Here is a 23,182-nt window from a genome sequence, read left to right on the forward strand (position 1 = left end):
GCCCCGCTTTTTGCACGGCAGGTCCAATAATTAGCCCCAATTTGCGGGCGCGTGCAACCGTCGCAGCGCCTTTCCGTTCGTCATGAAGAGATGGCAGTCCACAGGCGAGGCTGCAAGACGAACCTTGCCAAGCCCCCTGGGGGGCTCGGCCTTTGGCGCCTTTGCAACCACTGTTTCATTTCCAGCGTTGCCGTAGATGTATGTGACGCTGCCAAGATGCTCGACAAAATCGACGTCGAGTTCGATTGCGATCTCCTTCCTCACCGCCGAAGGCGGAGAGAAATCATCGGGCCGAATTCCGAGCGTGATCGGCTTGCCGACGAGCAATTGATCCGGCTGGACGGGCACGGAGACCGTCGTCCCCGCGTCCAGTTTGACGTCCAGGCCCGCCTCGTGTGCAGCCTCGATGTGGCCGTTGAGAAAATTCATCCTGGGCGAGCCAATGAATCCCGCCACAAATCGGGACGCAGGATTGTGATAAAGATCATGCGGGCTTCCGACTTGCTCAATATTGCCGTCCTTGAGCACGACAATCTTGTCGGCCATCGTCATGGCCTCGACCTGGTCGTGCGTCACATAGATCATGGTGTTTCCAAGCTGCCTGTGCAGCTTGGCAATCTGGACCCGCATCTGCACCCGCAATTCCGTGTCAAGGTTCGACAGCGGCTCATCGAACAGGAACACCTTGGGTTCGCGTACAATCGCGCGCCCAATGGCCACCCGCTGGCGCTGTCCCCCTGAAAGTTGTCGAGGTTTACGATCTAACAGATGATTGATCTGCAACAGCGATGCCGTCTCAACGACTTTGGTATCAATCTCGGCCCTCGCAGCCTTGGCCATCCTTAGGGGAAAGGCGAGGTTCTCTCGCACCGTCATGTGCGGATAGAGAGCGTAGCTCTGAAATACCATGCCGAGGTTACGGTCGGCCGCGTCAACATTGTTGACGACCTCATTGTCGATCAAGAGCCGACCACCGCTGATGCGCTCCAACCCTCCGATCATTCGTAGCAGCGTCGACTTGCCCGAGCCCGATGGTCCAACGAAGACGGCGAATTCGCCATGATCGATGGTCAGGTCGATGTTCCGCAGGATCTGGATGGTCCCGAACGCTTTACTCACGCCTTCCAAGCGAACATCGGCCATCACGCTCTCCTCTGTCGCGGGCTTCCAACCAGCACCGGCGCCACCTCGATCTCCGCCAGACTGGATACGACGAAGTCGGGCGGCATCAGTGATGAATCCTCTCGGGACGGAACGCCGGTGGTCACCAGCACGGTCAGCAACCCTGCACGGCTCCCGGCCTGAATATCCGTCGGAATTTGGTCGCCAATCAGCAATGTGGCACTGCGAGCGGTGCCCAGGCGCGCAAGTGCCGTCTCAATCATGTGCGGCTCGGGCTTACCAACGATCAGGGGCTCAACTTTCGTGGCAGCAGCCACGGCCATGATCGTCGCGCCAGCTCCGGGCTCGAAACCTCCTGCGGTCGGCAAGAGGAGATCGGGGTTGGTACCGATGAACACCGCTCCGTCCAAGATCGCTTCCACCGCAATCCGCATCTTTTCATGCGTGATCTGACGGTCCAGCCCCATGACGACGGCATCAGGTTTCCGATCGGTGACCTCGAGCCCGATGTCGGCGATAGCCTTCACGAGGGATGGCGCGCCGATGACAAATACACGCGCAAGGTCCTGGTATTTCGCGCGGAGGAGTTCGGCGGCGGTGACAGCACTCGTAACAACGTTTGTCGGCGCGATGGCAAGGCCAAACGCCTCCAGTTTGCGGACGACGTCCTCTGGCGTGTGCGTTGAATTGTTTGTCACGAAGCAGAACGGCAGTCCCGCCGCCTGCCATCGTCCAAATACCTGGATAGCATCGGCAATCGCAGCACTCCCGCGATAGACCACGCCATCCAGATCCGAAATGATGCCTTCTATTGGCGGCCAGTTGATGCGAAAGCCCGTGTTAGCCATTCATCAGCATCCCGCCATTCACGTGAACGATCTGCCCGGTCATATAGGAAGCTGCAGGACTTGCCAGAAAGACGGCAAGACCTGCGATATCCTCCGGCACCCCGACCCGCCCCAAGGGAATCCGGCCGCTGTGGCGAGCTTCGGTCTCCTCACGCGGACGTCCATGCATCGGCGTATCGATGATTCCGGGCGCGATTGCGTTCACATTGATGTTGAGGGGCGCGCATTCATAGGCAAGCAGTTTGGTAACGTCGTGAACGATTGCCTTCGACAAGCAATAGTCGGCGCCACCGGCCTGGTAGTTGAAGACTGCCCCCTGTGAGGACAGTGAGGAACCGACGTTGACGATGCGGCCTCCCCTGGCTTGCATGAAGCGCTCGATCGCTAATTTCGAGCATCGCAGAACAGCAACCGAGTTGATCTGGATGGTGCGCTCGATCGTCGCGGCACTGCCTTTTAGGAGCGGCTGGGCAGACTTGATGCCGGCATTGTTGACCAGCACATCGAGCCGGCCAAAGTTCTTGGCAATCTCATCGAGGACCCGGGCGACGTCCTCCTCGCGAGTGACATCCATTGCCATGGGCAGGACGCCGTTGCCATAGCGCAAGCTTGCCAAAGTGTCTCTGAGGTTTGCAAGGTTGGTGTCAGTGGCAAGGACGTTCGCCCCTCCTGCCCTAAATGCATTCACAATGGCAGACCCGATGCCGCCGCCGGCTCCGGTCACGAGCACCGTTCTACCTAAAACTGAGAACTGTTCAGTCATTCCAACTCCAAGATCGTTTGTGACTTCAGAAACTCGTCAACCGCCTCCGCGCTCGGCATGGAGCTTTGAGCGCCGCGCCGCGTCACACAAAGCGAGGCCACGGCCAGCGCCTTCCTCACTGCTTCCCTTAACGGCAGCCGCTGGGCGAGTGATGCGGCGAACGCTCCGTTGAAAGCATCTCCCGCGGCCGTGGTATCAATCACCTTGACGGGAAAGGCCCGAAGCGCAAAAGACGTTTCCGCATCGGCATAGTATACGCCTTGTGCACCCAGGGTGATCAGCGCGGCACTCGGCCCGAGATCAACAAGCCTCATGGCTGCGTGCGCGGCGCTGTTGAAGTCGTACACCTCGATCCCCGTCAGCTCAAAAGCTTCGGCCTGGTTCGGCGTCACGAAATCAACACTTCGCCAGGCCGCCGATGAAAGCCCCGGCCGCACCGGCGCCGGGTTGAAGATGAGCTTAAATTCCTTCTCGCATTTCATTTCGAAGAGCCGATTGAGCGCTCCGATCGGCATGCCCATTTCGGCGACCACGATCGCATCGGGCTCTATGAATTGCGCCGCGCCCTCGATCATATCTGGCGTCACGTTCAGATTGGCGCCAGGGTCGATGACAATCATATTGGAGCCGTCGTCACCGACCATAACCATGGCCGAACCAGAGATCTCGCCCGCACAGATCTTGATGGCATCCGCGCGAACACCGGCCTCGCGCAGCGACTGCAACAGGGAGTGCCCGGCTTCGTCATCGCCAAGACGCGTGTAGAAGTGTGGCTTGAGCCCGAGCCGGGCAGCGGCAACGGCCTGATTGGCGGCCTTCCCTCCAGGGTTGCGGGTCAATGTGCCCATCAGGCTTTCACCCGGCGTTGGCAGTCGCTCGACACTGAAGCAGAGATCGATATTTGTCGTTCCAAAGAACATCAATGGCCTGACACTCATTTTACGGCACCGAAGGTGAGGCCACGTTCGAGGTGACGCTGGCCGATAACGATCAAAATGACGGGAATGATCATTGTCAGGACCAACCCTGCGGCCATGACAGGGTAGAACTGCACGCCGGGGTTGAGCAGCTTGAGAAGAGCCACCGTCACCGGCGCCTTGGTCGAGCTGAGGATGAGACCGAGCGCGAAGTTGTGCCAGGCAAGCAGAAAGATGAGCAACGAGGCACCGATCAGGCCGGGCTTCAAGAGCGGCAGCACGATATGCAACATGACCCGGAAAGGTCTCGCGCCATCCATCGCGGCTGCCTCCTCGATATCCTTTGGGATGTCTTCAATGTAGGAGCGGCTCAGCCAAACCATCATCGGCAGTGTGACGACCTGATAGACCCAGATCATGCCGAGATAGGTGTCATACAGTCCGACCGTCTGGAAAACGCTGAAGAGCGGGATGACGACCAGAAACACCGGGGCAAAGCGAAATCCAAGAATGAAGAAGGCGATATCTTCCTTGAAAGGTATATCCCGCCTCGCCAGAACGTACGCCGCAGGAACTCCCACAGCTAAGGAGACGAGAACGGAGCCGAGCGCTATCACGACACTGTTCGTGATCGGTGTCAGGAAATCGACTTTGATGGTTCCGTAGCTGGTCGCCCCCGCCTTCGCCACATCGAACAAGACACGAAAGTTGTCCAACGTCGGCGAGAACACGAAACTCGGCGGCCAGGCCATGATCTCGGCCTGCTGCTTCAACGACATCGTCACGATCCAGACAAGTGGAAAGGCCAGGATCAATGCGCACAGTCCGACGAGCAGGTTCAGGACCAGATTGGTGGCAGTCGAACGTCTGAAGCGCATGTGTTGCCTTTTCAGCTGACGCGCTGCCGAACGAAGCGCCACAGCTTAACCATGGCGAACGTCCCGACCAGCACGATCATCCAATTGACCACCATAACTGCGGCCCCACGCCCGAAGGCGAGATTCTGGAACGCTGTAATGTAGGCGCGCACTGAAAGCACGGCGGTACTGTTGCCGGGCCCTCCTTGCGTTGTGCCGAAGATGATGTCGAATTGATTGAGGGATTCGATCAACCGAAACACCGCGGCGATCAGAATGTAGGGAGCGATAAGCGGCAGCTCGATGTGCAGGAAGATTGCCCATCCCTTCGCGCCATTGACGCGCGCCGCCTCCCTGATCTCATCATTTATACCCTGCAGGCCGGCAAAAATGATCAACGCGAAGAACGGCGTATAGGTCCAAACGTCGATCAGGACGAGCGAGAACATTGCGGTCGCAGGGTCTGAAATCCAAGCAAAACGGCTGATGCCGGCAAGGGACAGCAGATAGTTCATGATCCCGCTTTGCGGGTCCATCATCGTCGTCCACATGAGCGCGACGCTCATTGGGGGTAGGACGAGAGGCAGGAGAATGACGGGCCTCATCAGGCGCGCAAGGAAGACTTCCGTGGCGAACAGCTTGGCAAGTGCGAGACCGAGCGCGGCTTGCACAAATACCGCCGATCCGGCGTAAACAACGGTCGCGCGGACGCTGTTCCAGAAATCGGCTGTCTTGATCAGGGCTGCGTAATTGTCGAGGCCGATGAAGCGGACCAGCGGCCGCCCAAACTTGAGGTCAGTCAACGATTGAAACACGCCATAGAAGAACAGGAAAAGAAATCCGAGCAATATGATGATAGCAGGAGCGATCGCAGCAATGCTCCACCAGTCGAGACGCGCCTCCTCAAGACCCCTTGCCGCCTCATGTTTTGATGGGGCAAGTTGGCTGGTCGAAGACTGCAGTGTCGCGATCACGTCGGATCCTCGAAGGTCCATCTCATTGACCTTTAACATGTGAAGAGGCGGCAATTACGACTGCCGCCCCTTGCTTATGCTTCACATAGAGGAACGGATCTCTGATGCGAGGTCAGCCAAGGTTGTCTTTACATCGGCTCCATTGACCATCTTCTGCATGGCAACCGCCCAAGCATTCATTGCTTCGGCAAAGCCTACTCGGGGCGTAAAGGCCAATGCAGCCCTCTCCTGCACGCTCTTGAACGTGTCGACGAAGTTGTTGAATTCAGGCTTGGCAGCATATTCGAGCCAAGCCTTGTCGGCCCAGGTGGAGGCGCGCGGAGGGTTGACGAGCTTGCCGGCAACGGCACCATTCAGCTCGACCTGCTTTGACGTTGCCCATTGGATGAACAGCCAGGCCGCACCCTTCTTCTGGGAAGAAGCGTTCATCGCAAGCGACCAGATCCAGATGTTGGATTCGAAGTTCTTGCTGTTCGGAGCACGCAAGGAGGGTGCGAAGGCGATCTTCCCCGAGGCTGGCTTGCCGGCCACGTCGTTCCAGAACCCGAACATGTTGGAATCGATCGCCATCGCGGTTCGTCCTGAGTTGATACCATCGACCACTTGGTACCAGTTGTCGTTGGCAAAGGACGGAGCCGCACATTTCCTGATCATGTCGACATAGTCCTTGTGGAACGCGATCGACTCTGGCGACTCCAGACCTGTCTCGAGCTTGCCATCCTTGATGAGGAAATCATGTACGCCGTAGGATTTGGCAATCGAGATGGCGGCGGTGTGGATGCTGCTCCAAAAGCGGACGCCGCGCACGCCCAACGGCGTAATCGCGCCGTCCGCAGCCTTCAGCTTTTCGCACGCCGCGGACATCTCTGGCGGGGTCGTCGGAACCTTGAGGCCGTACTTGTCGAGGATGTCCTTACGGTAGAACAGCTGGATGTTCTCAAAACCATGCGGGATCGCCCAAACCTGCCCGCTTCCGGGCTCGATCTGGCCCTCCTTGACTTTCCAGGTCAGGGCATCCCGCAGCGCAGGGAAGAAGTCCTTGTAATCATAGCCTGCAGCGGTGAGTTTTGGATCGTTCAGATATCGATCGAGCGGCTCAAGCAACTGGCCCGGCGCGAGATCCCAAGCGGGCTGAATCCCCGTGCCCACGACGTCCCAGCTTGGTGACTTCGTGCTGAGTTGGATCGTCAGCTTATTCCAATATGCGTCGTCCGGATAAAGCTCCGGCGTCACCTTGATGCCGGTGAGCTTCTCGAACTCAGGCAGCTGGGCTGCGACCGCGTCGGCGTACGGATGAATGTCGTAGGCCCAGACGATCGATGCACCTTCGAACTGCCGCCAGTTGATGTCGTCCGCCTTGGCGTGGGTAGACGTCATGGCCGACGCGGCCAAAAGCGTGCAGCATATAAGAGCTTTTCTGACAAAATCGGCAGAATGGCCGCAACCAGCGGCGAGCTTCCTTGGCATGATCCCCTCCGATGGGCTCTTTGGCCCGTAAACCACGCGCCCTCCTCATCCGAAAGGCCGCAGTGGCGGGAACGCTAGCGGTCATTCTTCCGTCGTAACCGGCTTTTCGAACTCAGGTTGGGTAAAATTGAGTAAGGTCAAAAAGTGGATGATTCAGCACAGAATCGCGGATTGGACGCCGGGCCAGACGGGTATTGAAGTTAGAGGCATGGAAGCAGTGATGCTGCACATTTATTCAGCGCATGCAAAACGGCAGGCTAATGATCAGCTTGCCGCGTAGCGTATGCCGGTTCGGCTCGAGCGTCTATGATGACTTCCACTGAACTGCTCAAGAGCACTGAGCGCAAGGCTCGTCAGGGGTTGGGTTGATCGTGCAAATCAATTCCTCGAGTTGCGCTCAAGCAGCCTTCGCGGAGGTCCTGGCCCTAAACAGGCCCTCGCATTGAACGCGAGGACCCGTTTCGATCTACGGGCTCCGCAACCCGATAGAGCGAAGCGTTTGCTGCAACGCGTGATCAATCGTCGATAATTGACTAAGCCTCAGCAGCAGCAGTTCATTCAACGAGTTTATTTGGCATTGAAGGTTCTCGCGCACGCGCCGGTCATCAACGCTCCCAGTCATGCTCTCAATGGTCCTGAGACATTCGCGCAAACTCTCGATGCTCCGTCGCAATGTTTGACAATGTCTCCTGGTCTCTGAGATCTGGTTTCTCTCCTCGAACGGAACAGTGATGATGTTTGCGCCCGCAACTTCGGACGAAGTCTCAGCTGTATCCATTTGATTCCTTCATTTCGGATTGTGCTGCCCGTTGATCTTCCTTCAGGACGGTGGAAGCGCCTACTAGGCAGCTTTAGGGTACGCGAACCATCATCAGGAACTTCTCGACTCGGGTCTTCAGTCGCCGCTGTCGTTGGACCGCCTCTGTGCCAAGACAAGCAGCTGGATTAAAGCCGAACAGGCGTCCGTTGCGCCGCGTTTGACGTCGGCAATGCATCCCATTGCCGCCTTACGCTCCTGCTGCACGTTTCGGGAAATGCCTTTGCGTGGCTGGCTACCCCCTGCTCTCAACTGCAGACGGGATCGCCATGAGATTTCCGAGACCCGGCTTATGATCCCGCCGATCTTCTGGATTGCGAGGGAACCTACGGCCGACTGCATATCATCGATTTGTGGACTGATCTCGCCAGTCTCAAGCCGTCCGCAACCGACGAAGCCATTTATGGTCGGCTTCCCGCCGCTCCCTGAACCGGTCGACGCATTTCTTGGAGCAAAGTGCCGTTCGCCAGCTGTAGTAGCGTACGAGCCCAAACCTTCGACCGCACATTGCGCAGAACTTTACTGAACCGTGCTGGGAACGATAAGAGCTATCGTGCATTCTCGCCTCCTGTCGGCGTTACGTGGGTGCCTCCTGCATCTTCTTCACCGCAGCACTGACCTACGGGACGACAATGCCAAGCCTCTCGGCGCACGATTGGCGCAAGAGTCTGAGTGCGCCCTCCTTGGCGACCGGAACATTCAATTTGAGTGCTTCGCCGTGACTGCTGAACCTAACGATACCTGAATCTTAATTGATGCAACAAACAGGGTCTTAACTGTGAAATCCTGCGCTCTGACCCGCATTCTCGGCGCAAATCAACAGATCGAGCCAGTAGGGCGCGTATAGCTGCATCGCCTGGCGCAGGGTGCGCCAGTCTTTTTAACTGGCGAGATCCGATATCCCCTGGCTATGAGGTCGGTGAGATGTAAACTTGAAGGCTGCTTTGGCGAAGCCGAAGCGCCTGCCTTCGTCAGAAAAGCATGCGGAGCAGATCGAATCCCGCCTTGGGAGCCCCCGCCTGCATTCGATGAGACAGAGGCAAGATGGGCGAGATTTCCAACGGCGATTATTGTTTGAAATCATCGCAGCGGAATGACGCTTTGAACGCGGTCTGCAGCGTGTCCGTGGTTAGGGAAGAAAGCCAGCGCAATCGCTCGAGCCGACAAGACCCAGATCGGACCGGCGTCGAACTCGCCATCCGCCTGCAGCACCGTGACACCCCACTCCGCGACGCCCTCGAGAATGGCCCGGTCGAGAGCCGCAGGACCGCGGTCACCTGGCGGGCCGGGGTGCACGATGAGGCAACGCACGCCAGCCAGACATCGTCCGGGATCGGCCTTTTCAAGAACGGCGCGATAACGAGGTCGGCGGATACAGCGCAACACTTCGCGGGTCACGTCGGGATGGATATCGAGCTCGACCGAGATCTCATGGTTACGCTCGCAGAGTTCGACATGCAGCCGCTGCGTCAGGTTGTTCAAGGAATGCGACAAAAGCAGAATGCGCATCCTGAGCCTCAACAGATCCGAGGTAATTGTTCGCCCGACAGCCAGTCGACGATCCTTCCGCCGCCAAAGCTCGTCGCCATCTGCACGAAATGGTGGTCGTCTGCCACGGCCTCGCCGATCTCGGCGGCATCACGGCCGAACGGATGCACCCGCATCGCCGCAAGCACGGCTGCTGCAACCTCGGGCGCCACGATCGCTGCGAGCTTGCCTTCGTTGGCGACGTAGAGCGGATCGAGCCCGAGCAGTTCGCAGGCCGCAGCAACACCTGGCTTCACCGGGATCGCCGCCTCCTGAAGTCGGAAGCCGAGGCCGGACTGCTGGGCGATCTCGTTCAGCGTCGCGGCGAGCCCACCGCGGGTGGGATCGCGCATCAAACGGATGCCCTTGCCGCCGGCCGCCAGCATGCTCGCCACGAAATCATGCAACGACGCGGAATCAGAGACGATCTCGGTCTCAAAAGCGAGGTTCTGGCGTTTGGACATGATGGCGACGCCATGGTCCCCGAGCGTTCCAGAGATCAGGACACGATCGCCGACGCGGGCATTCCCAGCAGAGAGGTCGAGCCCGGCAGGCACGACACCGACCCCGGCTGTCGAGATGAACAGGCCGTCGGCCTTGCCGCGCTCGACGACCTTCGTGTCACCGGTGATGATGTAGACGCCCGCGGCTCGCGCAGCCTCGCCCATGGAATCCGCAATCATCTTCAGGTCGGAGAAACGAAAACCTTCCTCGATGATAAAGCTCGCTGAGAGATAGAGGGGCCGCGCGCCGGCCATGGCGATGTCGTTGACCGTGCCATGCACGGCGAGCGAGCCGATATTGCCGCCCGGAAAGAACAGCGGCGAGACCACATAGCCGTCGGTCGTCATCACCATGCGCCCGGCGCCGACATCGAACGCAGACTGGTCGTTGCCGCACGCCAGCCATTCATTGCCGAAGGCCTCGTGGAACAGGCCCGAGATCAGTTGCGACATCGCGCGGCCACCGGATCCGTGGGACAGGTCGACGCAGCCGTTCCTTATGTCGAGCTTGCGCTGATGGGCTTTCATGACGCGCGCCGTTGCTGATGATCGCGGAAGCGGCCGTAAGTCCAGTGTGCCGCACATGCACCCTCGGACGAGACCATGCAGGACCCCATCGGCGTCTCCGGCGTGCACACCGTGCCGAACAGCTTGCAGTCGACCGGCTTCTTCACGCCGCGCAGGATGGCGCCGCATTCACAGGCCGGACTGTCGGCAACGCGAAGCTCGTTCATGTCGAAGCGGACCTCGGCGTCGTATTTGGCGTGGGCCCGCTTCAGCTTGAGCCCGCTATAAGGCACTAGGCCGAGACCGCGCCACTCGAACTGGTCGCGCAGCTCGAAGATGTCGGAGACCTCCTCCTTGGCGCGCAGATTGCCGTCACGGGTCACTGCGCGGCTATACTGGTTCTCCACCTCATGCCGGTGCTCGTTGACCTGCCGCACCAGCATCAGGATCGCCTGCATCATGTCGAGCGGCTCGAAGCCCGCGATCACCACCGGCTTGCTGAATTCTTCGGCAAAGAACTCGTAAGGCTCGGTGCCGATGATGGTCGAGACATGGCCCGGCCCGACGAAGCCGTCGATCTCGACGCGGCCGATATTGCGGATATCGGGGCTTTCCAGGATGTTCTGCATCGCCGGCGGCGTCAGCACATGATTGCAGAACACGCTGAAGTTCTTGAGCTGCTTCTTCTCAGCGAGCCGGATCATCACGGCGGTCGGCGGCGTCGTGGTCTCGAAGCCGATGGCGAAGAACACGACCGCGCGGCCGGGAATTTCTTCCGCAACACGGATTGCATCAATCGTGGAATAAACCATACGGACGTCGCCGCCGCGCGCCTTCGCCTTCAGCAGCGAGCCACCCTGCGAGCCCGGCACCCGCATCAGGTCGCCGTAGACGCAAAGGATCACGTCCGGCCGCTCGGCGAGCCGGATCGCCATGTCGATGCGTCCCGCTGGCAAGACGCAGACAGGGCAGCCGGGGCCGTGGATCATCCGCACGTTCTTCGGCAGCATGTCCTCCAGCCCGTAGCGGGAGATTGCATGCGTGTGGCCGCCGCAAAATTCCATGAAACGATAGGATTTTTCCGGATCGGCCTCCGAGCGAATCGCCTTCGCCAATCCCAGCGCGATCTCCTTGTCGCGAAACTCGTCGGCATATTTCATTGCGCGGCCTCCCGGCTTTCGGCGCCGATTTCACGCAACAGCCCCAGCGTCCGCTGCGCCTCCTCCGGATCGATCTTGGTCAGGGCGTAGCCCACATGGATGATCACGTAGTCGCCGACGGCGAGGTTTTCGATCAGCGCCACCGAGATCTCCTTGCTGACGCCATCGATCGAGACGACGGCCATGTCGTCGGGCAGGAGCTTTGTGACCTCAGCAGGTATCGCGAGACACATCAGGCGTTTCCTTCCGGGCCTTGCTGTTCGAGGAGTTGGAGCGCGGCGACCCAGGCCTGCCCGAGGCTAAGGCCGCCGTCATTGGACGGCACCTGGCGAGGCAGCAACGGCGAGAGCCCGGCGGCGACGCAGCCGCGCCCGATCTCGCTTGCGAGGATCGCGTTGAGGAAGCAGCCACCGCTCAGGATGACGGTCGTTACGCTGGTCTCCAGTGCCGCGCGCGCGATCCAGTCGATGCAGGCGGCGGCGAAGGTGCCATGGAAGAGGTCGGCCCCATCGACCGGATCGACCGCAAGGCGCTCGAGCAAGGGGAAAAGAGACAGCACGCCATTCTCGATCGTCCAGCCGTCCTCCGCGAGGCGCGGTGTGCGGACACGCGCTTCCAGCTTCATTGCGGCTTCGCCCTCGTAACTCTGCACCGGACAGAGACCAAGCAGCGCCGCCGCCGCGTCAAACAGCCGGCCGGCGCTGGTCGTCGTCGCCACGCCGGGCTGGTCGAGCATAGCGCAGAGACGCGCAGCCTGCGGCTGCATCGCAAAGCGCTTCGCAATCGCGTCGCCGCGCCGCAAGGCGTGCAGCACGCTCGCGGCCATGCGCCACGGCTCGCGCGTCGCGCGATCGCCACCGGGCATCTTCATCGGCGCCAGATGTCCGAGCCGCCGGAAGCGTGCACCATCGCACGAGAGCAACTCGCCGCCCCAATTGCCACCGTCGCTGCCATAGCCGAAGCCGTCGAGCACCAGCGCCAACGCTGGCCCTGCGACGCCATGTTCCGCCATCACGGATGCCGCATGGGCATGGTGATGCTGGACCGCGATCAGCCGCCTCCCGCTGGCTTCGGCGAAACGGGTCGAGGCCATGTTCGGATGCAGGTCATGGGCGATGACGACCGGCTCGATGTCCAGCGTCGAGAGCAGGTGATCCACCGTCTCCTCGAAAAAGCGAATGCCTTCCGCGGTGTCGAGATCGCCGATGTGCTGGGAGACGAAGGCTTCGTTGCCGCGGATGACGGTGACCGTCGACTTCAGCGCGCCGCCGACCGCAAGCACCGACGGGACGGACTTCGCGAGTCTAATCGGCTCGGGAATATAGCCGCGGGCGCGGCGGATGAACTGCGCTCGGCCCGCGACCACCGACACGACAGAGTCGTCCGCGCGGGTGACGATGTCGCGGTCATGCGTGACGATCAGGTCGGCGATGCCGGCAAGCCGCCGTTTGGCCTCGTCATTGACGACCACCAGCGGCTCGCCGCCAGGATTGGCGCTGGTTGCCACGATCGCCCAACTTGCGCCGTCCGCTCGCGGATGCGCCGAATTGAGCGCCTTCAGCACAAGATGATGCAGCGGCGCGACGGGCAGCATGACGCCGATCCGCGACAGCTCCGGCGCAATCGCGGGCGGGAGCATATCGCGGGATCTCATCAGCACGATGGGCCGCGGCGAGGATTCCAGCAGCGCGAGCCCGACCCCATCGATTTCAGCGATCTCGCCGACCACATCCGTCGAACCGACCATCACGGCGAACGGCTTCTGATTGCGATGCTTCCGGCGCCGCAGACGCCACACAGCCGCATCTTCACGGGCATTGCACAGCAATTGATATCCGCCGAGCCCCTTGATCGCGACGATCCTTCCATCAGCGATCGCAGTGGCGATCTGCTTGGTATCATGACTGATCCTTGGCCCACAGCGCGGGCAGGCAATTGCTTCGGCGTGGAAGCGACGGCTCGCCGGATCGGCATAGTCTGCTGCGCAGGCCGTGCACATCGCGAAGCGTCTCATCGCGGTGGTACGGCGGTCATAGGGCAGCCGCTCGGCGATGGTGTAGCGCGGGCCGCAATGGGTGCAATTGACGAAAGGATAGAGATGGAAGCGGCTCGCCGGATCAAACAGCTCGCTCAGACACTGCGGACAGGTCGCGGCATCGGCGGCGATCCGGGTCGAGACCTTGCCCTGCTCACTGACGCGGATGTGGAACTCGTCGCTTTCGGTGATGCCGACCGGTTGCACGGAAATCTCGTCTATCCGAGCCAGTGGCGGTTTTTCCAGCGGCAGCGCATCGACAAAATCGGCGGCGCGGTCGCCCTCGACCTCGATCACCACGCCACCGGGATCATTGGCAACGAAGCCGCCGAGCCGATAGCGCGCGGCGAGGCCGTAGATGTAGGGACGAAAGCCCACGCCCTGCACGGCGCCGCGCACCTGCAGGCGCAGCCGTGTTCGGTCTCGCGCCATGGCCTCGCCGCTCATGCTGATCCCGACACGGCCATCTCGGTCGGCTTCATCTGTGCAATCCGCTTGCGAATCCAGGCATAGAATGCCGCAAAACCCTCACCGGAGCGCGCCGACACCGTCGAAACCTCAATCTTCGGACTGACCCGGCGCGCATATTCGATCGTCCTTGCAAGATCGAAGTCGAGTACGGGCGCAAGATCGATCTTGTTGATCAGCATCAGAGAGGAGGCTGCGAACATGTCCGGATATTTCAGCGGCTTGTCCTCGCCTTCCGTGGTCGAGAACACCACGATCTTGCAGGCCTCGCCGAGATCGAACGCCGCGGGACAGACGAGATTACCGACGTTCTCGATGAAGAGGATGCCGCCGTTAAGCCAGGGCAAGCGGTTATAGGCTTCGCCGACCATGGCGGCATCGAGATGGCAGCCCTTGCCGGTATTGATTTGGATCGCCGGCACGCCGGTCGAGCGGATCCGTTCGGCATCGTTGGAGGTCTGTTGATCGCCTTCGATCACGCCAATCGGAAAGCTGTCCTTCAGCTCGGACACGGCACGAACCAGAAGCGAGGTTTTTCCGGCGCCGGGGCTCGAGACCAGGTTGAAGACGAGCACGTCGTCGGTTCGGAAGCGCGCGCGGTTGTCGGCGGCAAGCCGATTGTTCTTGCAGAGAATGTCGCGATCGACCTGGATGATGCGGTCGCTGCTCATGCCGGCGATCTGCTGGCCTGCCGGATTGGCGCTGCAATCGACCAGCCCGCTATCACCGGGCGCGTGATCATGATGATGGTGATGGTCGTGGCTGTGCCCATGATGATGCGAATGATCGTGCTCATGGGAATGATCATGGGTGTGTTCGATGGACGCTTTGGCATCACTGCAACCGCATACCGTGCACATCAATCGACCTCCAGCTCCCTCACGCGCATCTCTTCGCCGCCGGTCGCCTGCAATTGATAGCTGCCGCAGGACGGACATGGCTCATAGCGCTGCTTGATCTCGACGCCTTTGGAGCAGGCCATGCACCAGGCCGCCCCCGGCGTCTCGACGATCTCGAGCCTTGCCCCTTGCGCAATGGTGGGCGCGGCGACGGCCTCGAAGCAGAACTTCATCGCCTCAGGCGCAACATGGCTGAGCGCACCGATCTCCAGGCACACGACGTTCACCCTAGCGAAGGCGCGCTTGCGCGACTCCTCCTGGATAATCTCGATGATTCCTTCGCACAGCGCTATCTCATGCATGGCCGATCTCGCGGAAGCTGAGGCTGAAGCCGACGCACGGATCGAACGAGCTGACGAGCGTGCGGACCGCATGCAGCCCCTGCCGGCCCCCGGCGAGAACGGATCCCTGGAGGCTGCGAACCAACGGCCCGCGGGCATGGAAATTCCACTCCGTCGGGGCCAAGAATTCGAAGCGGACGATGCGGTCTTCATCGTCGAGCTCGACGGCATGATACAGCCGGCCCCGCGCGCATTCGACGGCACCCGCGCCTCTGCCGGTCCCCAGCCGGTAGCTCTGGAGGACGGCGTCCTCGACTGTCCCATCGTCCGCCTCTAGGAAGGCGCAGAGCCGCGCCACTTCCGCGATCCGCGCCTTCAGACGCTCGGCGGGCCCCGCGCCCGGCGGCAGGATCGGCTCACGCCCAACCCGCCGTGCCCAGACGCCGGTCTCCGGAATCCGGCCATGGAGATCAGGCGCATCGGAGAATATCGCGCCATCGGCAAGCAGCCGCATAACGATTTCGAGATCGTCGGCTGCCGACAGGAATGACTCTTCGACCACCGGCGGCAGCAAGGCATGCCCATCGAAATTCGCAAGATGTACCGCCAGCGCGCTGCCGGCCCCGGGGGTTTGCTCCTCGCTCGCGATCCCGAGCGCGGCGAGCGATGCCCTGATCTTCGCCACCGCCTCACGGCGCGAGACCGCCTCCCCGCGCTCGGCGATGCTGCCACCCAGAACGGCCGTGGCCTCCATCATGGCACGAACGGCTGCGGCGCCGGCGCCGTCAAGCGTGAGACGGCCAACGAACAGGCCGCGCAACAATTCGGTCAGGCGTTCGGCGACGACAGCGACGACGCGACCGTGCTCGATCTCGAGACTGGCATGCTCGCCCCGCGCCGCCTCGACCGCGGACAGGAAAGCTACCTGATGCGCCATTGAGCACAGGGAGAACAGACGCGACAGCACCGACGGCAGTGACGAGGCCGGCTTTCCCGCGAACAAGCGCGTCAACGGCGGCCGGCTGCGCGGCCGGATCGCCACGTCGGCAATCGTGCCGCCGGCGAGCCACACCGTGATGTCGATCTCGTTGCGGAAGGCCAGACTCATCCGCACCGCTCCGTCAGAACACCGCGCAGGAAGTTACGCCGATCGATCGGGCTTGTTGCGGGCTCGCGACGACGGACCGCCTCCTCGCTGTCGGCCGGCAGCATCAGCTCGGCGAGGGTCGCTTCGGCCGTCGCCCGCGCGGCGACCATGTCCGCGAACTGGAACATCGGCGAGAACAGCGAGCAGCTCGCGATCAGGCCCATTTGTCCGACCTCGCTGAGAGTGAATTCGATATCGCCCGCAGGGAAGCGGATTCGCAGGCTCGGGCCCGACGTATCCCGCGCGATCGCGCTCGCCGGCATCACCACGTTCATGAACCAGGGCGTGACCATGATGCCGGTGGTCGTGCCGTTGAACCAGCGGAAACCGACCGCTTCGACGCCGAGCGCGTCGTTGTAGATCGGCAGATCGCGCATCGCGCGCTCGCCGATCTCCCGATAGCTTCCTGCCAAGAGCTCGCCCCACGCGTCGGCGTCGGCGGCGCTGGCAGGAATTTGCGCATCAGCCGTCATGACTCGATCGCCATGAACTTGGATTTTGGAGAGTCGCAGTTCGGGCAGCGCCAGTCTTCCGGCAACGCCGCGAACGGAGTGCGGGGTTCGATCTGTGCCACCCCGTCGCCATCAGTGGGGTCATAGATCGTCCAGCAGATGCCGCATTCCAGCCGCGTGACATCGGCGACGTCCTGGCGCTTCTCGAACCCGCTCATTTGAAATAGGTCTCGATGATCTCCTGAAGCCGCTCAGCCGAGTCCTCGAAGTCCTCGTCAGCCGCAATCGCCACCGTCGGCACGCCGCCGACCTCCAGCGTATCGAGGATGATGGCGTCCATGGCGTTGAAGAACTGCACCGACCAGACATTGCGGATGCCCGTGGAGAGCACCCGGCAGCTACCATAGCCGCGAGAAACCAGTTGGATCGGCCCGTTCTTGATCGTGTCCTGGAGAAAACTCATGTCGACCGGGCTCATCGGCAGCAGCGTGAAATTGATGATCTGCGAGCGGATGCCAGGCCGCCATGCGAGCGCCCGCTCGCGGATTTCCGCAAGCACCGGCAGCACGTTCATGGCACCTTCGGTGGCCTGCCCGATCTCAAAATCCGCAGCCGTGAGATCGGCAGCGGCGCGCTTCACGATCTCCGGGATCGGCCCGACCTCGAGATATTCGTGATTGGCGTCGAGCCGCACGCGCCAGATCCCGGCCAGCACAGATTCCTGGATCTGCGCCAATGATCCATCGGGCAGCGCAACGACGGCGGCCACTTCGCCCTCGCCCATCACGTCGACAATCAGCTTGCGCTCGAGATCGTTGAGATTGGCAAGCCGGAACAGTTGCGTCGGCATGTCGGCCTTCTGGCTCGCGATCGCTGCGGCCACCTTCGACAACAGCTCGACGGCGTTCGGGCAGATCCTGGCGAGTTCCGCGCTGTCGAGCGTGGCAAGCTTGGCCAAGGCTCCGGGGGCGGTCAGGCTGCCGCTCGTCGCGTTCAGGTTCTCATCGCCGATCGGAAACACGTTGATCGGCTGCTCCGCCCCCTCGGGCGCAGTCCAGAAGCCCGCTTTCATAGTTCGACACCTTGGCGGTGTTGGGGAACGACGGTTGTCATGACAACGCGCTCGTGCCGCGCGGACGGTCGATCAGCTTGGTGATGCGGTCGACATAGATCGACCAGTCCTGGATCTTCGCGATCAGCCCGAGTGTCTCGCCCTTGGCGACGAAGATCAGCGTCGGCTGCACGCGTACGCCAAAACGCTGGCCGAGTTCACTCGCGGCACCGGGGGCGATCACCGCGCCACGCAACCGACCCTTGAATGCCTCGATCAGCTCCGGCAGCACGACCGCGACGTCGGTCGCCTCCGGAAAACGCGTGGTGTCTCCTGCCGACAGCAACACGGCGATGGCGCGGGCCTCGTCGGTCGTATTCAGAAAACGATCGACCGTCGCAGCATCCACCTCCGGCAAGCCACGCCGCGCCAGTTCCTGCCTTCCCTGCTGCAATTTCATCAGACCTCCCCTGACAAGCTTATGATTCTGCTGGGAATAGGGATCAGCAAGGTACGTGCCAAGGACGGTTATCACCTTTCCTAATTTATCTAGTTGATTTGAATCATATATTTCCACGACAGAAGATGCATCAATCCCAGGACGGAAAGCTAATTTCCATATCGGATGAATGAACCTAGCAGATAGAAATTTATCTTCCAGCGAGGACGCGGGCTCTCGCGGAGCGGGCTGCCGCCCTAATCAAGCCGGAGATGCTCGGGCAGTTGCGGCTCGCGGTCAATGAGGTCGGCGAAGAAGCGATCGCAATCCTCGCCATTGATCGCCGCGCACAGACCGTCGATCGCGGCGCCGATCAGGCGCGCCTCGGCCTCATGCAGAAGCCGAACCGCGGTGTCGATAAGGACCAGCACCCTGGCACCGGCCGGCGGGTCCGAGAGCAGCAGCATCGAAACGCGCCGCTGCTCGCCTCGGAACTCGCACAGCGCCGATATCCCGTCAGTCTCAACGATCGTCATCGGCAAGCCGAGGCACATGGCGGATCTCCGATGGTGCAGCCGGTCAGGCCGGCCGCCCCCTCATCTCGTAATGCTGATGATCGATGTCGTTGGCGAGCAGCCGCTCCGATTCTGCCAACGGCGCGGTGCGCGGCATCACCTCGACGCCCCATTCGGCCAGGATCTCGCAACCAAGCTCGAGCGCCGGCGCGATCTGATCGCGCACCGGCTTCGTCAGCGGGCCACCCCAATCCTCGAGGTCGAGCGGCTGGCAGCCGATCAATACGAGATGTCGCGGACAACGGCCAAGCAGGTCGGCCGCGCTGATGACCTCCTGGAAGCCGGTCTGGTGCAAGCTCATCTTCTTGGCGTCGGTGAAACGCGGCACCTCGTCGTCGCGAACGAGCTTCAACTGCCCGGGCTCGAGCCCATAGTCGATCGCGTCGAACACGATCAAACGATCCGCATCCTCCAGGTAGTTCACGAGGTAGAGCCCCTGCGTGCCGCCGTCGAGAATGGTGACGTTGTCGGGCACGGCGTAGCGGCGGTGGAATTTCTCCACCGCGCGCACGCCAAAGCCTTCGTCGGCCCACAGTATGTTGCCGATGCCGAGCACCAGGATGCGGTTTGCTTGCGAAGATGTCGGCATCGGTATCATTCCAGTTTCTCAGTCGCGGAATTGCCGCTCGCCGGAGATCATCGAGGAGACGATGCTCTGGCGCGACATGATGTCCTCACGGACCGCGGCGTAGATGTGCACCATCACGAACACGACCAGCGCCCACATGCCGAGATGATGCCAGGTGTGAACGTCCTGGCTGTTCGGCCAAATCGCGAACACCCAGCCGAACAGCTTGTGCTGCCAACTGTCGATACCGGCACCTTCCGAATAGAGCGCAAAGCCGGTAACGATCATGAACGCCACGAACAGCGTGAAGCCCGTGAACATCGCGGTCCGCGCCAGCGGGTTGTGGCCGACATACATCTTCGGCTCGCGATCCAGGAACGCATACCAGCGGATTTCATGCAGCACTTCCTTCCAGAAGTGCTTGCGATGCACCGGCAGATAGAAAATCTGCCGGGAATGGTGATTTCCGACGAAGGCCCACAGAATGCGGGCAAGGAAGAACACCGCCAGCACCTGCCCCGCCGCGAAATGGGCAAAGCGGATATAGCCCATCACGAAGTTCGCCGAGGCCTCGCCCTCGACCGACGGCAATGGCGTTCCGATCAGATAGCCGGTCACCATCAGCACGATGATCGAGAACGCGTTCACCCAATGGCAGATCCGCACCGGCGCTTCGTAGACATAGACGGCGGGACGGCCGACCCCATGTTCGCCGGCCGCATCGGCCGCTATCGCGGAGAGGTCCGGCTCGGCTTCCGCCGGACGTGCAGCTACATCCATCATGGCGTTTCCCCCTGCTTCACCTGACCTTGACGCTGGCCATTTCCTGGCCGTCCGGACTCATGACATGCGTGGAGCAGGCCAGGCACGGATCGAAGGAATGGATCGTGCGCAGGATCTCCAAAGGCTGCTCGGGATTGACCATCGGGGTGTTCATCAGCGAGGCCTCGAATGCACCGATGTTCCCTTGCGGATCGCGCGGTGAGCCGTTCCAGGTGGTCGGCACCACGCACTGGTAATTGTCGATCTTGGTTTCCTTGATCTTGATCCAGTGCGCGAGTGCGCCGCGCGGCGCCTCGGTGAAGCCAAAACCCTTTGCCTCCTTCGGCCAGCTCTCCGGCTTCCACTTGTCGACGTTCGCGGTCGAGCTGTCGCCGGCCTTGATGTTGGCGACGAGCTTGTCCTGGAAGTAACGCATTTGTCGTCCGGCCCAGACCGACTCCAGCGCGCGCGCCGCCGTCCGACCGAGCGTCGAGAACAGCGCCGATAGCGGAAGGTCCATATCCTTCAGGAACTTGTCGACAGGATCCTTGAACTCGGCCTTGTTCTGCGCATAGCCCACCACCCAACGCGCCAGCGGGCCGACCTCCATGGCGTGACCCCGCCAGCGCGGCGCCTTGATCCATGAATATTTTCCGCCCTCATCGAGCTGCTCGATCGCGGTTTTGGTGCCTTTCGCATTGGGCCCCAGCACGTAGTTCGGCTCGGTCACGCCGTCCCAGGGATGCAGTCCCTTGGTTTCGTCGGGATATTTGTACCAGGAGTGAACCACGAACTCCTGGATCTCATCGGGGTTGGCATGATCGACGGGAAGCACCTCCGAGAGATTGCCGTTTATGATGGCGCCCCGCGGCAGCTTCAGGCTCTTGGAGGAGTAGTCGTTGGCGTGTTCCGGCACGTCGCCATAAGAGAGTACGCTCTTGCCGGAAAGACCGCCGCCGTAGAGCCAGTCCTTGTAGAACGAACCGATCGCCGCCACGTCGGGCAGGTAGACCTGCTCGTTGAACTCGATCAGGCGATCGATGATCGACGAGATCAGGTTCAGGCGCTCGATGTTGATGGCACCGACCGCGCCCGTGCCGTCGACGTTGATCGGAGAGGGCACGCCGCCCACGAGCCAGTTCGGATGCGGATTCTTGCCGCCGAAGATGGTTTGGATCTTGACGATCTCCTTCTGGAAATCGAGCGCCTCCAGATAGTGCGCGACCGCCATCAGATTGGCCTCAGGCGGCAGCTTGTAGGCCTTGCTGCCCCAATAGCCGTTCTTGAAGGGCCCCAACTGCCCCGACTCGAAGAACTTCTTGAGACGGGTTTGCAGGTCCTTGAAGTAACCTGGCGACGACAGCGGCCAGCTCGAGATCGACTGCGCGAGCGTCGAGGTTGCCCGCGGGTCGGCCGAAAGCGCGGAGACCAAATCGACCCAATCCAGCGCGTGCAGGTGATAGAAGTGAACGACGTGGTCGTGCACCTGCAAGGCAAGCTGCATCAGATTGCGGATCGAATTGGCGTTCTCCGGAATGGTGATCCCGAGCGCGTTCTCGACCGCGCGCACCGACGTCAGCGCGTGCGTGCCGGTGCAGACGCCGCAGATCCGTTCCGTGAACGCCCAGGCGTCGCGGGGATCGCGATCCTTCAGGATCACCTCGATCCCGCGCCACATCGTGCCGCTGGAGACTGCGTTTCGGATGACGTTATCGGCGTCGACATTGACCTCGACGCGCATGTGACCTTCGATACGGGTCACCGGATCGACGACGATGCGCTTGCCGGAATTGTCGCGATTGAAGCCGTTGGGAGTCTGGATACCCATGATTTTGTTACTCTTGGATCTCTTTGGCGCTTAGCTGGTGTGGTGCGCGTCTTCGCGCTTGCCGGCGAGCCGCTTCACCGCGGTCACCGCTGCATGCGCGGCGACTGCCGCACCGACGGCTCCGGCCGCCACCATGCCGATCTGGTCGGCGTTCTTCTCGATGCCGAACTGCTTGATGTTGGTGAGGCGGTCGTAGAACGAACCCTTGTCCCAGAATCCGTCTTCCGAGCAGCCGATGCAGCCATGGCCCGACTGGATCGGGAAGGAGACGCCGCCATTCCAGCGCACGGTCGAGCAGGCGTTGTAGGTGGTCGGGCCCTTGCAGCCCATCTTGTAGAGACAATAGCCCTTGCGCGCCGCCTCGTCGTCCCACTCCTCGACGAACTGGCCGGCGTCGAAATGCGACCGCCGGTAGCACTTGTCGTGGATACGCTGCGAGTAAAACATCTTCGGCCGGCCCTGACGATCGAGCTCGGGCAATTTGCCAAAAGTGGTGATGAAGGTGATGGCGCCGGTCATCACTTCAGCGATCGGGGGGCATCCCGGCACCTTGATGATCGGCTTGTTGGCGATGACCTTGTCGATGGGCGTCGCCTGCGTCGGATTGGGCTTGGCCGCCTGCACGCAGCCCCACGAGGCGCAAGCGCCCCAGGCGATGATCGCCATCGCATCCTCCGCCACCATCTTCAGCTTCTCGACGAACGGCTTGCCGCCGTCGATGCAGAACATGCCGCCTTCGTTCAGCGGCGGATTGCCTTCCACCGCGAGAATGTATTGCCCTTTGTGCTTGGCGCGGGCCTCTTCGAGGATCGCCTCCGCCTGGTGGCCTGCGGCCGCCATGATGGTGCCGTCATAGTCGAGCGAGATCATCGAGAGCACGGCATCCTTCACCAGCGGGTGCGCGGAACGAATGAAGCTCTCGGAACAGCAGGTGCATTCGAGGCCGTGCATCCAGATCACCGGCACGCGCGGCTTGGTCTCGAGCGCGTTCGCGATGCGGCTCGCCCCCAGCGGACCGAGGCCGAGACTCGTCGCAGTCAGGCTGCAAAATTTGTGAAAGCTCCGACGCGTGATACCTTGTCGCCTGATCACGCTGTAAAACGTTTCCGTCGCCGCGCCCATGAATCGTCCCGCCTCGGCTTTGACTTGTCTATGACGCCAAGGACAGCAAGAAGCAGGCCAAGCACCGGGAGCGTAAGGAAAGTAGAGTGATAC

Annotated in this window: 23 protein-coding genes and 1 pseudogene; all 24 read right to left on the reverse strand. The window is 61.3% G+C overall.

Annotated features, from left to right (window positions below; genetic code table 11):
- Positions 1-30: 30 nt before the first annotated feature.
- Complete coding sequence (gene ugpC, locus IVA78_RS03025) at positions 31-1,143, reverse strand: sn-glycerol-3-phosphate ABC transporter ATP-binding protein UgpC (protein WP_247464241.1); 1,113 nt, start codon at positions 1,141-1,143, stop codon at positions 31-33.
- Positions 1,143-1,970 carry an HAD-IIA family hydrolase gene (locus IVA78_RS03030; RefSeq protein WP_247464244.1) on the reverse strand — a complete coding sequence of 276 codons (828 nt, stop codon included), beginning with the start codon at positions 1,968-1,970 and terminating at the stop codon, positions 1,143-1,145. The genes ugpC and IVA78_RS03030 overlap by 1 nt, the downstream gene beginning before the upstream one ends.
- On the reverse strand, positions 1,963-2,733 hold the full coding sequence (locus IVA78_RS03035) for an SDR family oxidoreductase (protein ID WP_247301011.1): 771 nt from the start codon (positions 2,731-2,733) through the stop codon (positions 1,963-1,965). The genes IVA78_RS03030 and IVA78_RS03035 overlap by 8 nt, the downstream gene beginning before the upstream one ends.
- Positions 2,730-3,653, reverse strand: coding sequence for a ribokinase (locus tag IVA78_RS03040; RefSeq protein WP_247464282.1), 924 nt, complete (start codon positions 3,651-3,653; stop codon positions 2,730-2,732). Before IVA78_RS03040 ends, IVA78_RS03035 begins: the two co-directional genes overlap by 4 nt.
- 14 nt (positions 3,654-3,667) lie before the next feature.
- Positions 3,668-4,528 (reverse strand): carbohydrate ABC transporter permease, encoded by an 861-nt coding sequence (locus tag IVA78_RS03045; protein ID WP_247335132.1) that lies wholly within the window; start codon positions 4,526-4,528, stop codon positions 3,668-3,670.
- An 11-nt stretch (positions 4,529-4,539) separates the two neighbouring features.
- Complete coding sequence (locus IVA78_RS03050; RefSeq protein ID WP_247277962.1) at positions 4,540-5,481, reverse strand: sugar ABC transporter permease; 942 nt, start codon at positions 5,479-5,481, stop codon at positions 4,540-4,542.
- An 81-nt stretch (positions 5,482-5,562) separates the two neighbouring features.
- Positions 5,563-6,948, reverse strand: a complete 1,386-nt coding sequence (locus IVA78_RS03055; protein WP_247335133.1) for a sugar ABC transporter substrate-binding protein — start codon at positions 6,946-6,948, stop codon at positions 5,563-5,565.
- A gap of 1,897 nt (positions 6,949-8,845) precedes the next feature.
- Positions 8,846-9,274, reverse strand: a complete 429-nt coding sequence (locus IVA78_RS03060; protein ID WP_247301005.1) for a formyltransferase family protein — start codon at positions 9,272-9,274, stop codon at positions 8,846-8,848.
- Between the two features lie 8 nt (positions 9,275-9,282).
- Positions 9,283-10,323 (reverse strand): hydrogenase expression/formation protein HypE, encoded by a 1,041-nt coding sequence (hypE, locus tag IVA78_RS03065; protein ID WP_247301004.1) that lies wholly within the window; start codon positions 10,321-10,323, stop codon positions 9,283-9,285.
- Complete coding sequence (hypD, locus tag IVA78_RS03070; RefSeq protein ID WP_247458854.1) at positions 10,320-11,462, reverse strand: hydrogenase formation protein HypD; 1,143 nt, start codon at positions 11,460-11,462, stop codon at positions 10,320-10,322. Before hypD ends, hypE begins: the two co-directional genes overlap by 4 nt.
- On the reverse strand, positions 11,459-11,695 hold the full coding sequence (locus tag IVA78_RS03075) for a HypC/HybG/HupF family hydrogenase formation chaperone (RefSeq protein WP_247301001.1): 237 nt from the start codon (positions 11,693-11,695) through the stop codon (positions 11,459-11,461). The genes hypD and IVA78_RS03075 overlap by 4 nt, the downstream gene beginning before the upstream one ends.
- Positions 11,695-13,944 (reverse strand): carbamoyltransferase HypF, encoded by a 2,250-nt coding sequence (hypF, locus tag IVA78_RS03080; protein ID WP_247301000.1) that lies wholly within the window; start codon positions 13,942-13,944, stop codon positions 11,695-11,697. Before hypF ends, IVA78_RS03075 begins: the two co-directional genes overlap by 1 nt.
- The gene (gene hypB / locus IVA78_RS03085) at positions 13,941-14,825 is read right to left on the reverse strand and encodes a hydrogenase nickel incorporation protein HypB (RefSeq protein ID WP_247277970.1); all 885 of its coding nucleotides are present in this window, start codon (positions 14,823-14,825) and stop codon (positions 13,941-13,943) included. The genes hypF and hypB overlap by 4 nt, the downstream gene beginning before the upstream one ends.
- Positions 14,825-15,166 carry a hydrogenase maturation nickel metallochaperone HypA gene (gene hypA / locus IVA78_RS03090; protein WP_247277971.1) on the reverse strand — a complete coding sequence of 114 codons (342 nt, stop codon included), beginning with the start codon at positions 15,164-15,166 and terminating at the stop codon, positions 14,825-14,827. The genes hypB and hypA overlap by 1 nt, the downstream gene beginning before the upstream one ends.
- The gene (locus tag IVA78_RS03095) at positions 15,159-16,253 is read right to left on the reverse strand and encodes a nickel-dependent hydrogenase large subunit (protein ID WP_247354105.1); all 1,095 of its coding nucleotides are present in this window, start codon (positions 16,251-16,253) and stop codon (positions 15,159-15,161) included. The genes hypA and IVA78_RS03095 overlap by 8 nt, the downstream gene beginning before the upstream one ends.
- Positions 16,250-16,765: a [NiFe]-hydrogenase assembly chaperone HybE gene (hybE, locus tag IVA78_RS03100; RefSeq protein WP_247277973.1), complete on the reverse strand. Its 516-nt coding sequence runs from the start codon at positions 16,763-16,765 to the stop codon at positions 16,250-16,252. Before hybE ends, IVA78_RS03095 begins: the two co-directional genes overlap by 4 nt.
- On the reverse strand, positions 16,762-16,962 hold the full coding sequence (locus tag IVA78_RS03105; RefSeq protein ID WP_247277974.1) for a rubredoxin: 201 nt from the start codon (positions 16,960-16,962) through the stop codon (positions 16,762-16,764). The genes hybE and IVA78_RS03105 overlap by 4 nt, the downstream gene beginning before the upstream one ends.
- Positions 16,959-17,816: a hydrogenase expression/formation protein gene (locus IVA78_RS03110; RefSeq protein WP_247354104.1), complete on the reverse strand. Its 858-nt coding sequence runs from the start codon at positions 17,814-17,816 to the stop codon at positions 16,959-16,961. The genes IVA78_RS03105 and IVA78_RS03110 overlap by 4 nt, the downstream gene beginning before the upstream one ends.
- A pseudogene (locus IVA78_RS03115) lies at positions 17,813-18,255 on the reverse strand (hydrogenase accessory protein). Before IVA78_RS03115 ends, IVA78_RS03110 begins: the two are co-directional and overlap by 4 nt.
- Before the next feature lie 236 nt (positions 18,256-18,491).
- The gene (locus IVA78_RS03120; protein ID WP_247277976.1) at positions 18,492-18,788 is read right to left on the reverse strand and encodes a HypC/HybG/HupF family hydrogenase formation chaperone; all 297 of its coding nucleotides are present in this window, start codon (positions 18,786-18,788) and stop codon (positions 18,492-18,494) included.
- A 25-nt stretch (positions 18,789-18,813) separates the two neighbouring features.
- Positions 18,814-19,398 (reverse strand): HyaD/HybD family hydrogenase maturation endopeptidase, encoded by a 585-nt coding sequence (locus IVA78_RS03125; protein WP_247464247.1) that lies wholly within the window; start codon positions 19,396-19,398, stop codon positions 18,814-18,816.
- Between the two features lie 18 nt (positions 19,399-19,416).
- Positions 19,417-20,160, reverse strand: a complete 744-nt coding sequence (gene cybH, locus IVA78_RS03130; protein ID WP_247464250.1) for a Ni/Fe-hydrogenase, b-type cytochrome subunit — start codon at positions 20,158-20,160, stop codon at positions 19,417-19,419.
- 16 nt (positions 20,161-20,176) lie between these two features.
- On the reverse strand, positions 20,177-21,967 hold the full coding sequence (locus IVA78_RS03135) for a nickel-dependent hydrogenase large subunit (RefSeq protein WP_247277979.1): 1,791 nt from the start codon (positions 21,965-21,967) through the stop codon (positions 20,177-20,179).
- Positions 21,968-21,997: 30 nt separating this feature from the next.
- Positions 21,998-23,089, reverse strand: a complete 1,092-nt coding sequence (locus IVA78_RS03140) for a hydrogenase small subunit (protein ID WP_247464253.1) — start codon at positions 23,087-23,089, stop codon at positions 21,998-22,000.
- Positions 23,090-23,182 lie beyond the last annotated feature (93 nt).

Source organism: Bradyrhizobium sp. 137 (assembly GCF_023074095.1).
Lineage (GTDB): Bacteria > Pseudomonadota > Alphaproteobacteria > Rhizobiales > Xanthobacteraceae > Bradyrhizobium.